Here is a 13206-nt window from a genome sequence, read left to right on the forward strand (position 1 = left end):
AATCATGATTGAACAAAAAGTTGATGTGGATCAATTATCAATTAATACAATTAGAACTCTAGCCATTGATGCAATTGAAAAAGTTGGGTCAGGTCATCCGGGAATGCCAATGGGGGCTGCACCTATGGCTTACACCCTTTGGGATAAATTTATGGATTATAATCCAAGTAATCCAAATTGGTTTAACCGTGACCGTTTTGTGTTATCTGCTGGTCATGGATCCATGTTGCTATACAGCTTATTACATTTGACTGGTTATGATTTATCGCTTGAAGACTTAAGAAATTTCCGTCAATGGGGAAGCAAAACACCTGGTCATCCTGAATTTGGTCATACTCCTGGGGTCGATGCTACAACAGGTCCATTAGGTCAAGGGATTGCGATGGCAGTTGGAATGGCAATGGCTGAAAGACATTTGGCGGCAGCGTATAATCGTGACAATTATAATGTCATCGATCACTATACATACAGTATTTGCGGTGATGGAGACCTGATGGAAGGAGTTTCTGCAGAGGCAGCATCGCTTGCAGGACATCTTAAATTAGGGCGTTTGGTCGTGATGTATGATTCCAATGATATTTCTCTTGATGGAGATCTTCATATGTCATTTAGTGAAAATGTAGCGGATAGGTTTAAAGCTTATGGCTGGCAAGTGCTTCGGGTGGAAGATGGGAATGACCTCCATGCGATTGCACAAGCATTAACGGAAGCAAAAGCAAACACAGAACAGCCTACATTAATTGAAGTGAAAACAATCATTGGATATGGTTCACCAAATAAAAGCGGTAAGTCTGATTCACATGGATCACCACTTGGAAAAGATGAAATTAAACTAGTAAAAGAACAGTACTGCTGGAATTATAATGAGGAATTCCATATTCCAGAAGAGGTAAAAAAACATTTTGAGCAGCTGAAAGAAGCGTCGGAAAAGAAGGAGCAAGTATGGAATACGTTGTTTGCCCAATACGAAGAGGCCTATCCACTACTTGCAAAAGAATTAAAGCAAGCTATTAATGGTGAACTGCCGGAAGGCTGGGATACCGATGTACCTGTATATCGTGTTGGAGAAGATCAACTTGCTACACGTGCTTCCAGCGGAGCTGTGTTAAATGCTTTAGCGAAAAATGTCCCTCAATTATTTGGCGGTTCTGCGGATTTAGCTTCCTCTAATAAAACGTTACTAAAAGGGGAAGCAGACTTTAGTGTGGAAGATTACAGCGGACGCAACATCTGGTTTGGGGTTCGGGAATTTGCGATGGGAGCAGCTATAAATGGTATGGCTCTTCACGGTGGTGTAAAAGTATTTGGAGCGACTTTCTTTGTATTCTCCGATTATTTACGTCCTGCCATTCGATTGGCTGCGCTAATGAAATTACCAGTAATTTATGTATTTACACATGATAGTATTGCTGTGGGTGAGGATGGACCAACACATGAACCTATTGAACAATTGGCTTCCTTACGTGCAATGCCTGGTGTTTCAACTATTCGCACGGCTGAAGGTAATGAGACAGCAGCCGCTTGGAAGCTGGCGTTAGAAAGTAAAGATGAGCCGACAGTCCTGGTTCTTACGCGTCAAGATTTACCAACGCTTGTAGATCCTGAGAATGCGTATGAAGGGGTTAAAAAGGGTGCATATGTAATCTCTCAAGCAAAAGACGCTGTAGATGGTTTGTTGTTAGCATCCGGTTCTGAAGTTTCCTTAGCTGTTAAGGCTCAAAAAGCACTTGAAGAGGAAGGAATTTATGTTTCGGTTGTTAGTATGCCAAGCTGGGATCGTTTTGAAAAACAATCCAAAGGATATAAAGAAAGTGTTCTTCCTAAAAATGTGAAAGCACGTCTTGGAATTGAAATGGGTTCTTCTCTGGGGTGGAGTAAATATGTTGGTGATGACGGCGATGTTCTAGCTATTGATCAATTTGGAGCTTCAGCACCTGGAGATAAACTTATTAAGGAATATGGTTTTACAGTAGAGAATGTCATTTCTCGTTTTAAAAAGCTTCTTTAAGAACATCCCTTTTTAGAGAGATTGAGTGAAATACCCGTTCGAAAAGGTACACTTTTCCGAACGGGCTATTTTTTTCGAATTTCTACTATTTTATAAAAAAGTATTTTCGCTTTCATTGTTTTCCAAGCTTGATATTGTAATTTGGATGGTTTGGGATGTGATTTACAATTGATTCTTTTTTCTTACTAATTCATCTCTATCGGATGCCATTGGAGGCTGTTCCAGCCATCCATTTTTAATCATAATATTCGCTCCATCTTCAGCATACATCTGAACTTCTAAGGACAGCCTGTTATACATTGAGCTAAGATCTCCTCTAGGACTTTGACTAACAGCTGTACCGTAATAGCCAACGCTCAAAGCAATCAAACCACTTGTGTAGAACATCATCAGTTTATCAGAAAAAGTATGGGTTGTACTATTTGTTATTTCTGAATCCCAACCCATAGGTGCAGGAAGTTTACTTTCCTCTAGCTTCCCTCTAAATAATCTAATATGTTTATTCCCAACTTCTAAACCCTTTAAAAAGAATTGTTTTATATCCTTATCCTTTGCCACCTGGCTAAATCCAGTAAGTGCAGCTACTCCCAAGGCATTTCTTTGCAGATTCGCAAATAAATTTTCGACTTCGGCAGCGACTAATGGTCTTTTTTCTCCGAACACATCTAACATAAACCATTGCTTTTTTACAAACTCAACCTTCTCTAGATTAGGCAGGCTCGGAGACCTGATAAACAATCCTTTAGACAATAATAATTCAGTCGATCTATTATATAATTGCATGGTTTCTGTAAGGCAATCCATGTAATAGGATTTAATATCACTTCTTACAGATGTTCCAACACTACCTGCATATGTGGTAAGTCCAACCTTAGACATTTGGTTTATAAAATTGAGTACAAAACTGTCGGAGTAAAGCCTGGGAGCCGTTAAATCAACATCTTCTTCCATACTAAAACCATATGGAACTACATGTTTTTCCTCTGTTAGTATTTCTGTAATTTTTTGAATATGTGACTTGGATAATGCTAAAGCAAATTCAATGATCGTCTTAATTTCAACATCCTCAGCTTTTTCTAAAAAATAGGTAAGAACACATAAGCTTGAGCTATCATTTAAGTATTGAAGCCAAAGTTGACCAATCTCACCAGCTGTCAGCCTAATTTGTTTTCCTTTTTCCTCCATAAGTAACCTCCAAAAAAGATATACTAAAAAATACCTTCCCCATATATTACCTATAGTATGTATTAGTTATTTACACTCCAACCTTGCAAAAATAGGAGCAAGTTATAGTTTGAAAAAAAGAAGCCCATTACGAGGCCAAACCATATGTGAAGGTTCTAAGAACCACCTTATTACCTGATATCTTGTAATAAATAGTATGTGAATTACAATATAGTTAAAAGGATTCCATGATAGAAGGAGAGAGGTTAATGGAAAAGGAAGCCGTGAGGAAAAAAACTTCTGCTCAGGCTTTAATCGAAATTTGGCTCGTATCAACCAAACTAGGTTTGACTTCATTCGGGGGGCCGATTGCTCATTTAGGATATTTTCATGACGAGTATGTTCGGCGAAGAAAATGGATGGATGAAAAAAGCTATGCTGATTTAGTGGCGTTATGTCAGTTTTTGCCCGGTCCAGCAAGTTCCCAAGTGGGAATCGGAATAGGTGTGATGCGTGCAGGTGTCTTAGGCGGCATGGTTTCCTTCCTTGGATTTACGCTCCCATCTGCTTTGGTCCTAATTATTTTTGCCTTAATCCTGCAAGGACTGGATATAGGAAATAATGCTGGCTGGATTCACGGTTTAAAAGTGGTAGCCGTAGCGGTCGTGGCACAGGCTATCTTAGGTATGGCTCAGAAATTAACGCCCGATTTAAAAAGAAAAGCCATTGCTTTATTTGCCTTGGCTGCTACGTTATTATGGCAAACCTCCTATACACAAGTAGGGGTCATTTTGCTAGCAGCTATTTTTGGTTTTCTTCTCTATTCAAAAAACAATGAAGCTGCAGCTAATAAAAATCAATTTCCCCTTTCTCGAAAATTTGGCGTTTTTTGTTTAAGTTTATTTTTTGCCTTACTGTTCTTTCTTCCGATCCTAAGAGAGGTTACTTCCTCGCATTGGATTGCGGTATTTGATAGTTTTTATCGGTCGGGATCTCTAGTATTTGGCGGGGGGCATGTGGTCCTTCCGCTGCTTGAGCGTGAATTTGTTCCAAACGGATGGATTAGTAAAGAAGTATTCCTTGCGGGATATGGTGCGGCCCAAGCCGTGCCGGGGCCGTTATTTACCTTTGCGGCGTATTTAGGGGCGGTCATGCATGGCTGGCTAGGCGGTTTGATTGCAACACTCGCCATCTTTTTACCGGCCTTCCTGCTTATTTTTGGGACCCTTCCTTTTTGGGAGACACTGCGGAGCAACCCGAAAATTAATGGGGCGCTCATGGGGGTAAATGCAGCTGTGGTCGGGATATTAATTGCGGCCTTTTATCAGCCAATCTGGACTAGTTCGATAGTAGAACCAATGGATTTTGCTTTTGCCGCCGTCTTGTTTAGTCTGTTAGTGTATTGGAAATTGCCGCCTTGGGTCATTGTTGTGGCTGGTGCGGCGGGTGGTGCGTTGATTTCAATTTTTTAAGATAAAGCCCCTCTATTGCATGTTTTGTGATTTATTGGAAAAAATACCATCAGAACACTATTATCCAATGTTTGGTGGGATTTGAAACATGAAACTATTTGAAATGATTCATGATGCATTTGAGCCTTTTATGGATGGGGAGAAAAGACCCTTAAATGTGATGGAGGTTTCCAATCTTTGGTTTTTTCTCTTAGGTACGGAGATCAGCATGCGCAGTGAGGAAATTGGCATCAATACAGCTTTAGATCCAGAATTGAGGCGGATTTTAAAGGAAGTAAGAGAGAGCGTGCATATTCCTATTAGAGACGAGCTGATTGAGTTTCTAAAGAAAGAAGGAGTCCCTTTACCCAAAACAACCACAGAAAAACCACTCGGTGATTTTAAAGATATACCGGAAGGGGCAAAATTAAATGATGAAGAATTGGCGAACCTCATGTCCTATAATCTGGCCATGGGAGTAACCACTGCCTCTAAAGGTCTAACAGAATCGATACGTGCTGACGTTGGTTTCATTTTTTCAAAGATTATTATGAAGAAGACGATGGCAGGCTTAACCGTGAAACAATATTTAGATCAGAACGAGTGGCTCCGTGTTCCACCTTATTATCACGCCTAAGTGCGGTGCTAATCAGAATAGGAAACTGCCGGACGAATAAATGAAAGGGTTCGCTTTTCGAGGGCATTCAGCTTTGCTTCAATCAGGAGAAAAGTCTTATTTTCTTAAAACGAAGCAGGATAATACAAAAAAAAGAAGGAAACGGACATTTATTAAAGAACTTATAGTTTTATATTAATATTAAGGAGTGTGCTAATTTGGAAAAAATCCATTTTCTAGTCAGTGAATTTTTCTTTAGTATAACCTTATGTGTTGTGGCTCTGTTCTTTGCTTTAAAATCAGATGTATTTTCTATAACAGTTGTTTTTTTAGGGCTAATTGCTGGGTCACTGATTGATTTGAATTTACGTTCTATTAATAAAAGTAAATCAGTAAAAATTAGTGGGTATCTTGAACACAAACAAAGGATTGTGGAAAAAGAAACAAGTATGTAACTTTCTTCTACTTTTTGATACAGGAGATTAACAATGAGTTGCCGCGGCAGCTCTTTTTTTATAAAAAGAGGGGCTAACTGAATTAAGTTCAAGAATTAATGAGGTTAAAAAAGGTGAATAAAGGAAGGAAGTGCCAAACGGTGGATTTCGAAACGGTTATGCAGGAATTGGAAGCGCTCGGCAAGGAGCGACTTAAAAAGACGTACTTAAGTAATGGTGCACACGAGCCGCTTTTTGGAGTGGCTACAGGTGCTATGAAGCCACTCGCAAAGAAAATCAAGAAAAATCAGCCTTTAGCCGAGCAGCTTTACGCCACCGGGAACTATGATGCGATGTATTTTGCTGGCATTATTGCGGATCCAATGGCAATGACGGAGGCTGATTTTGAGCGTTGGATAGATGCGGCGTATTTTTATATGCTATCTGATTATGTGGTTGCCGTCACTCTGGCTGAAACTGATATTGCACAGGCTGTTGCCGATCAATGGATCGCAAGCGGGGAAGAACTTAGAATGTCAGCAGGCTGGAGCTGTTACTGCTGGCTTTTGGGGAATCGACCGGACAGCGAATTTAGTACAAGCAAGATTGCCAGTATGCTAGATCAGGTAGAAAATTCGATTCACGATTCACCTGATCGAACAAAATCCGCAATGAATAATTTTATTTATACAGTCGGGATTTCCTATGTGCCCCTCCATGATAAGGCAGTTGAAACGGCAAAGGCAGTAGGGCCAGTCGAAATCAAGCGGGACAAGAAAAAAAGCAGTATTCTGATTGCTTCTGAAAATATCCAAAAGGAAATAGATAGAGGAAAACTTGGTTTCAAACGTAAATATGTCAGGTGTTAGCATGTTAGTAGATAATCAGAAACAAGAGCTCCAAACATGACAGATTTATCTGTAAATTTATATGATTCATCATCTGGTTATTAGGGTATATAAATTTTAAATAATAAACTGCCAAATGTTCTGTAACATAGGAGTGTCATGGAAAAGTCTATCTGAAAGAGGGGAGTTTTAATGGAGCTTTTAGATGTTGGTACATGGTTTCAATATTTCTTGTTGATTATTAGCGGATGTTTAGTTTTGTTACTTGGATTGCTGTTATATTCATATAGATATACACGTAAAAAAATAAATCAAATGGAACAAAGTGAGGAAAGGTTTGAATCATTTACGGATTATTAACGCTGTCTTTTGACGGCGTTTTTCTTATTTTACTAATGAACAGCTTAAAAAGCTGCCTTTTTAAAGGCAGCTTGTGCTAGATTGCTGGTGCCGAATAGTTTCAGTCAATCGCTTCAGGCTGTTTTTCTAACCATCCATGTTTCACCATTATATTGTAAGAAAATACACCAGCCTCCATAGCATGGGTAAATACTTTAGAATAGTTTAGGATGATATCCGATCTGAAGCTGGAACCTAATGAGGCGCCATAATAAGTAAGAGCCGCATTGACTAAAAACCCTGCATGAAACATTATCAATTTGTCAGAAAATGGGCTCACGGTAGAATCAGTAATCTCATCATCCCATTTCTCGGGTATTTGCAAATGATCCTGTTGTAATATCTCGTCAAAGCTATCAGCATCTTTCCCTGCTAATTTAACATTTTTCAACATAAAACTACGAACATCTTCACGCACCGACACCTGACTAAAAGCCAAACTTAACGACTTAATGAATCCAGTTTCGTTGAATTAAAGAAAAGGGTGCTGATCTCCGAACCATTTAGTGGTCTTTTGTCTCCTATTAAATTAGAAATGAATCCTGGTGATTCAACAAACTCCGTCCCATGGGGCGAGGGAATGGAGGGGACGCTTGTAAATTTTGGCTGCTCTTTAGCCAATTCCATGATTTTTTGGAACAGTTCCTTCGATGTAACCATACATTCAAAAAAATAATTTTGTATGTCTTGACGCTCCATGTTTGTGATAGCCAAGCTATAGGCAGTTAACCCGTGTATTGTCATTATATAGGAGTAAAAAAGTAAGAATTGATCAGAAAAAAGACGCGGGGCATTCACATTCACGTCATTCTCTGTAAATCCTAATGGAACTTGGAAATTTGCACTTTCCAGGAATTCCTTAATTTTCGTAATGTGGCTTTCAGCTAACTGCAATGCGGATTCTAAAATGAGGTTTATTTGTTTGTTTTCTACAATGTTAAGAAAGTATTTATAAACGCATATGGCCATACTATCGCCCATATATTGAAGCCACAGTGCGGATAATTCCGCAGCGGTTAACGTGTTGGCTTTTGATTTCCTGAAGATTCCCAAAGGAAATACCTCCAATTTTTTCATTTATTTTCTATGATTATTTTATGGTATTGGTTATGAAGTATACAGAAAATCAGAGGAACTATTGAAGGTATCGGACAACAATAAGTTTTTTTATAGATATTGGTCGGCATCGATTTTTATTCAATCTTCAATGGATGGTTCATCCCTTTTTTATATTCCTTACTTAAAGAATGAGCTTTCTTATAAAGTACATTCTTGTTCCCATTGTTTAGTTCCCCAACATATTTAATTGATAAATTCCCTTTTAATTCCTTCCATAACGTATTTATCTCTTTTATAAAAGGCTTAACACATTCTTCATATGTACTTACATCCACAGTCATACTTTTTGACCATGGTTTCTGATCCGTTATTATGATGGCTTTGTTAAATTTTTTCTTCTTAATCATTCTCAGTGCGTCCAGTAAGGCGAAGAGTTCACAGACAATTGACTTCGTTGTTTTGATTTCTCGAACATTGGTCATCCCGGTTACTTTCTCTCCGTTTTCTACTAGAACCAATCCTGTCCCTGCTTTTTGTGTGTTGAAGTTGTATGAGCCATCCATAATGATAAAGGGAGTATTCTTTGGGACATCCATACATATCGGCATTAGATATGCATTCACAGTGGATGTGGAAGCTGGGACCATTGATGAACCTTTACGGTAATAATCTAAGATATCCTGAACATGAAAAAAGTCTTTTTCTCCGACTTTTGCAAATGGCATTCCCTTTTTACAGAGTCCCGCCAAATTTTCCTTGGTAATCCGTAATGCGTTCAAAATCATATCTTGTGTTACATATTCCTCTAATGTTCGACCTTTTTTATCTCGGAATTCCCTCTCTAACCGTTGTTGTGAGGGCTGATAAGTTTCCAGCCATTGCAATATCTCGCCTTCTAGAAACCTATATTCATTCCCAATTAGATAGTGGGGCATTCCATCTTCTAAAAAGGCATTCAATTGAGCTTTTGTTAGTTTTAATTTTGTTATTAGTTCTCCTCTTAAAAGTAGTGTTGGCAGAGTTTTTTGTCGTGTTTGCATCATCATCCTCACCTGCGTTCAATATATTAACTGTTATCTAAGGCTGGTAGATATTGTATATTAAAAATAGCATATAAATGGATGAAGGGATATCATATATTCTGGAATTAATTAGGTAAATTTGTTAATTGCCCGGGAAATCTGAAAGGAATTAGTGAAGTTTGTCGAATTCCTTTTTGGTAATAGGTATAAATGAACGAAAGTTTTTAGGCAATACCATAACTGTGATTTACACATGATATAATGAAATAGAAGAAAATGTAAGAAATGGAGGTTTGAAGAAGATGAAATGGCTGAACATGCTTAAAGATCGACTTACAAGCTTAACCCGTGCAATTGCTCGGTTTCCGTTGACAACGATTTTCCTAGTAGTAGCTGCCATCATTAATGCTTATATGATTACCATGCAAAAAGAAACTCCTAAATTACTTCTTACGTTTGTACTGGGCGCGTTCTTGAGCACAGTCGCTCAAGCAGTTTATGAACGATTTTACTCAAAGACTTCCTCCCGGTTCATTTTAATGGGGATAGTAGTCTTGCTGACGGGAGGGTACTACCTCATAATTCATCCCGCTCCAAAGATGAGTATGGAAATCGTCATTAGGACCGCAGTTGCTCTATTTGCCTTGCTTTGGGCTTTTATATGGGTGCCCGTCATTAAAAGCAAGATAAGTTTTAACAAAAGCTTTATGATTGCATTTAAATCTTTTTTTAATTCCCTCTTTTTCTCAGGTATTATTTACGCTGGAATCGCCATTATCATTACCGCCTTTAATCAATTGATTTTCAAGATGGATTATACAGCATACCCGCATATGGCCAATGTTGTTTTTGTCCTATTTGCCCCATTGTATTTCCTTTCCTTAATACCTAACTATCCAGTTCGGGAGGAGGAAGGAATTACAGATTCAATGGAACATGCGGCAAAGTGTCCGAAGTTTTTAGAAATACTCCTATCCTATATCTGTATCCCGCTGCTAGCCATTTTTACTCTCATTCTAGTCGTCTATATTTTTAAAAATATTGGCGGCGCCTTTTGGTCGGATAACCTTCTCGAACCCATGCTCGTTTCCTATGCTATCACCGTCATTTTGCTTTATATATTAGTTAGTGAGATAGAGAATAAGTTTACGCTCTTTTTTAGAAAAATCTTTCCCAAAGTGTTAGTACCAATTGTTGTGTTTCAGATTGCCTCGTCGTTCATCAGTTTGAATGAAACGGGTGTCACTCATACCCGTTACTATGTCATCTTGTTTGGGGTTTTTGCTGCCATTGCCGGTGTTTTAATGAGCATTTTACCTGTACGGAAAAACGGCCGTATTGCTGCACTATTAATTCTCTTTGCTGTTATTTCAATTGTGCCTCCAGTAGATGCATTTACCGTCAGTCGGAATAGCCAGATAGCCACGCTTGAAAAAGAACTATTGAAATATGACATGCTCGAAAATAATAAAATTAGGCCTTCCGATAAGGTCTCTGAAAAGGATCAAAAGATTATTACGGGTACCGTTCAATACTTAGATCAAATGGGCTATTTAAAAGAAATTGATTGGTTTCCGAAAAATTTTGATGTTTATAAGGATTTTTATGATACCTTTGGCTTTCATGAGTATCAGGAGCAGGGGGATGAAAATCAATCTGTTTACCTGACGATGGAACCATCCATGCCTATCAATATTGCAGGTTATGATCAATTCGTTCAAGTTGATCTTTATAAATCTGATCCCAATAGTGGGGAGAAAATTAGCCATTTTAACAAAGAGGGTAAAACGTTTACTTTGCTAAAAGAGACGAAAGGGAAGCAGATCGATTTGAAATTAATGGGAGAAAACAGTCAAGAACTGATCCGTTTTAATACCCAGGAGATCTATGATAAGTTCTATCATTACAATGCTACGAAGGGGACGATCACTCCAGAAGAAGCCACATTCACAAAGGAAAACAAGCGTGCCAGACTAAAGATTGTGGTTCAAAACGTTAGCATTGAAAAGCAATATGACCAGAATAACGCTGGAATCTATTTGTTTGTGGAGATTAAATAGGTCTCTTAAAGGAAAGGCCCCTCTAAATGGAGAGGGGTCTTCTTTGTAGCTTTCATTAGAACTATAAAAGTGAACAGGCATACAGGTAATTGGAATGAGAGTAATAGGTAAATAGATTGGTTTTTTGAAAACGCGGTCAAAAAATGTCTTTTTCCCTCGAATGCTGTCATTGCAAGTGACAATTAAGGAAAGGGGGTGAGATGTTGCACTTCCGATCGTTTATTATACCAGCCCTCATGGCTGGAGCCACATTGTTTTTGCCACACCTAGCATCTGCAGAAAAGCCGGAGACAAGTGGACAGGCTCAAGCAAGTTCCCATTTGGTGGAAGCGCAGCCTTCTTTGAAAAAAGCAGATCATGTTGTAACGAAGGCCAGCGTCCCTTCGAAACCGCAACAGCCAAAGCCAGTAGTGGAAAAAAAGCCTGTTGTCCCTGTACCCACCAGTAAAGCTCAAGGTCAGGCTGTCCAACGTGGGCTGAAAAAAGCAGTCTCTGAAAAACAAGACGCGGTACCCAAATCATTGCCTGTTCAGGCAAAAGGAAATGGAAATGGTGATTCTGCAATAAACAGGAATGAAAAGCCTGCTGTTGTTACGACTGTACAGGTCAAGAAGAGTGTGCCTGTAGCTAAACCGACTGAGGCCGTTGAGGTAAAAAAAACAACCGTTCCAAAGGACCCAGTTCCAGTTCTAGTTACAGTCGAACTCAAGTCTAAGAAGGTTGAACATATGGAACCGCTTGTGCCTGTGAAACCGAAAAAGGACAAGGTTCCTGCTGAAAAGGACGAACTTCCAACGGTGGACCAGATGCTTAACCAGACTCAGCGCACGAACGGTTCAGGCGGCGGTCAGTCCAATGACCGTGTTAGCCCAAATTTACATACCATTAGCTTTTTAGAAAAATGGTTTGAATGGAATAAGGACTATGAGCTAATGCTTGTCCAGCCATTCCTTTCCCGGTATGACTTAAAGCATCATCAATGGGTAAATGCACCGCCAGCCCAACCACCGCAAACAGCTCCTTTTTTGTAAACTGTTACCCGCAGCTATAGCCTACGGAACACACAAATCAAAGGAGCGAATTTTAAAATGAAACATTATTTAAACCCTAATAAAGTTATGAAATCTTTAGTATTAGCAGGAGCATTATCATTTGGAGTTTTTGCAGGAGGCCACTTTACACAAGCGGCTGGATTTGAGCATGGTAAAGCAGGACACAACGCACATGTGAAAGTTGAAAATGTTGTGAAGCATGTTAACAAGCCTGTTGTTTCTGTAAAGCCAGTTGTCAAAGAGGTTAAGGTTCAGCCTAAAGCTGAGAAAGTGGTTAAGTCTCAAGCAAGCGTGCATGCGAGCGACACAGCAAAAGAGCATGCGAATCAAGAGCACTCTGCTATTTTTAAAACTCCTACCAATACCGACCAGGCCGTAACGGAGAAAGCTCCAGTTCAAAAACCTGTTGTAGAAGAGAAGGCAGAAGCTCAAACAACTGAACCTGTTGCTGAAACAACTGAGGTTGAAAAAGAAGAAGTTAAGGCAGAAGCTCCTAAAACAGGAGATGAAGTGTCTGTGAAAGAGGACGAAAAGTCAACTGAAGTGGAAGCTGATCAAACAGTGAAAACTGAGGAAAAAGACGCTGACGCTGACACAGTAAAAACTGAAGAAAAAGATGACGATGCAGACAAGGATGCTGATTCTAAGAAAGCCGTGAAAGACCAAACTGCTGTGGTAAAAACGAAAGACGAAGAAGAAGCAGAAGCTACTTTGGAAGACGTTGAAAAAGAAGATGTGAAGTCAACTTTGGAAGACGTTGAAAAAGAAGACGCTGAGTCAACTTTGGAAGATGTTGAAAAAGAAGACGTAGAGCCAACTTTGGAAGATGTTGAAAAAGAAGCAAAGGTAAATCCTTCTGCTGCAAATAAAGCAAAATCTCAAGCAAGTGCACATGCAAGTGCATCTGCGTGGGCTCATGCGAATAAAGACCACTCCGCAATCTTTGCTAATGGCGAAGTTTCTGAGCAGCCGGCTGTTGAAGTGGAAGCAGAAGATGAAGCAGTAGCAGCTCCAGAAGTGAAAGACGAAGATCAAGTTACTACAGAAGAAAAGACTGAAGCAACTGAAGTGGAAGCGGATGATACAGCAGTGG

13 protein-coding genes are annotated in these 13206 nt (G+C 39.3%); 9 read left to right on the plus strand and 4 right to left on the minus strand.

From position 1 onward, the window contains the following. The first annotated feature begins 4 nt into the window (after window positions 1-4). Window positions 5-2008: a transketolase gene (tkt, locus tag CVD27_RS20665; protein WP_101650040.1), complete on the plus strand. Its 2004-nt coding sequence runs from the start codon at window positions 5-7 to the stop codon at window positions 2006-2008. Between the two features lie 162 nt (window positions 2009-2170). On the opposite strand, the gene CVD27_RS20670 is transcribed toward tkt, so the two are convergent. Further along, window positions 2171-3193 (minus strand): DUF3231 family protein, encoded by a 1023-nt coding sequence (locus CVD27_RS20670; RefSeq protein ID WP_101650042.1) that lies wholly within the window; start codon window positions 3191-3193, stop codon window positions 2171-2173. 248 nt (window positions 3194-3441) lie between these two features. Between CVD27_RS20670 and CVD27_RS20675 the strand changes: the two genes are divergently transcribed. The 5 genes from CVD27_RS20675 (at window position 3442) to CVD27_RS28325 (ending at window position 6881) form a co-directional block, all read left to right on the plus strand. Further along, the gene (locus CVD27_RS20675) at window positions 3442-4644 is read left to right on the plus strand and encodes a chromate transporter (RefSeq protein ID WP_101650044.1); all 1203 of its coding nucleotides are present in this window, start codon (window positions 3442-3444) and stop codon (window positions 4642-4644) included. An 88-nt stretch (window positions 4645-4732) separates the two neighbouring features. Next, entirely contained in the window at window positions 4733-5260 is a 528-nt protein-coding gene (locus tag CVD27_RS20680) for a DUF3231 family protein (protein WP_101650046.1), read from the plus strand. A gap of 197 nt (window positions 5261-5457) precedes the next feature. Then, on the plus strand, window positions 5458-5694 hold the full coding sequence (locus CVD27_RS20685) for a hypothetical protein (RefSeq protein WP_101650048.1): 237 nt from the start codon (window positions 5458-5460) through the stop codon (window positions 5692-5694). 140 nt (window positions 5695-5834) lie between these two features. Further along, entirely contained in the window at window positions 5835-6542 is a 708-nt protein-coding gene (locus tag CVD27_RS20690) for a DNA alkylation repair protein (RefSeq protein ID WP_101650050.1), read from the plus strand. Window positions 6543-6713: 171 nt separating this feature from the next. Beyond that, window positions 6714-6881 (plus strand): hypothetical protein, encoded by a 168-nt coding sequence (locus CVD27_RS28325; protein WP_180960389.1) that lies wholly within the window; start codon window positions 6714-6716, stop codon window positions 6879-6881. Window positions 6882-6981: 100 nt separating this feature from the next. On the opposite strand, the gene CVD27_RS28865 is transcribed toward CVD27_RS28325, so the two are convergent. The 3 genes from CVD27_RS28865 to CVD27_RS20700 form a co-directional block, all read right to left on the minus strand. After that, complete coding sequence (locus CVD27_RS28865; protein WP_257984448.1) at window positions 6982-7344, minus strand: DUF3231 family protein; 363 nt, start codon at window positions 7342-7344, stop codon at window positions 6982-6984. Between the two features lie 17 nt (window positions 7345-7361). Further along, window positions 7362-7973, minus strand: coding sequence for a DUF3231 family protein (locus tag CVD27_RS28870; RefSeq protein ID WP_257984449.1), 612 nt, complete (start codon window positions 7971-7973; stop codon window positions 7362-7364). Between the two features lie 140 nt (window positions 7974-8113). Next, window positions 8114-9019: a reverse transcriptase-like protein gene (locus CVD27_RS20700; RefSeq protein ID WP_180960390.1), complete on the minus strand. Its 906-nt coding sequence runs from the start codon at window positions 9017-9019 to the stop codon at window positions 8114-8116. Window positions 9020-9303: 284 nt separating this feature from the next. Here CVD27_RS20700 and CVD27_RS20705 point away from each other — a divergent pair, with 284 nt between their 5' ends. The 3 genes from CVD27_RS20705 to CVD27_RS20715 form a co-directional block, all read left to right on the plus strand. Beyond that, the gene (locus CVD27_RS20705) at window positions 9304-11061 is read left to right on the plus strand and encodes a DUF4153 domain-containing protein (RefSeq protein WP_101650053.1); all 1758 of its coding nucleotides are present in this window, start codon (window positions 9304-9306) and stop codon (window positions 11059-11061) included. Between the two features lie 200 nt (window positions 11062-11261). Beyond that, a complete protein-coding gene (locus CVD27_RS20710) occupies window positions 11262-12092 on the plus strand; it encodes a hypothetical protein (protein WP_142384122.1) in 831 nt (276 codons plus the stop codon). Between the two features lie 57 nt (window positions 12093-12149). Then, window positions 12150-13206: hypothetical protein (locus CVD27_RS20715; protein WP_101650058.1), on the plus strand; the 1057-nt coding region annotated here is incomplete at its 3' end.

The organism is Neobacillus cucumis, from assembly GCF_002860255.1.
GTDB lineage: Bacteria > Bacillota > Bacilli > Bacillales > Cytobacillaceae > Neobacillus > Neobacillus cucumis_A.

What these genes read in the sequence shown, in the direction of transcription:
- tkt (WP_101650040.1), top strand. Translation starts at nt 5, where the DNA reads ATGATTGAACAAAAAGTTGATGTGGATCAATTATCAATTAATACAATT.
- CVD27_RS20670 (WP_101650042.1), bottom strand. Translation starts at nt 3,193, where the DNA reads ATGGAGGAAAAAGGAAAACAAATTAGGCTGACAGCTGGTGAGATTGGT.
- CVD27_RS20675 (WP_101650044.1), top strand. Translation starts at nt 3,442, where the DNA reads ATGGAAAAGGAAGCCGTGAGGAAAAAAACTTCTGCTCAGGCTTTAATC.
- CVD27_RS20680 (WP_101650046.1), top strand. Translation starts at nt 4,733, where the DNA reads ATGAAACTATTTGAAATGATTCATGATGCATTTGAGCCTTTTATGGAT.
- CVD27_RS28325 (WP_180960389.1), top strand. Translation starts at nt 6,714, where the DNA reads ATGGAGCTTTTAGATGTTGGTACATGGTTTCAATATTTCTTGTTGATT.
- CVD27_RS20700 (WP_180960390.1), bottom strand. Translation starts at nt 9,019, where the DNA reads ATGCAAACACGACAAAAAACTCTGCCAACACTACTTTTAAGAGGAGAA.
- CVD27_RS20705 (WP_101650053.1), top strand. Translation starts at nt 9,304, where the DNA reads ATGAAATGGCTGAACATGCTTAAAGATCGACTTACAAGCTTAACCCGT.
- CVD27_RS20710 (WP_142384122.1), top strand. Translation starts at nt 11,262, where the DNA reads ATGTTGCACTTCCGATCGTTTATTATACCAGCCCTCATGGCTGGAGCC.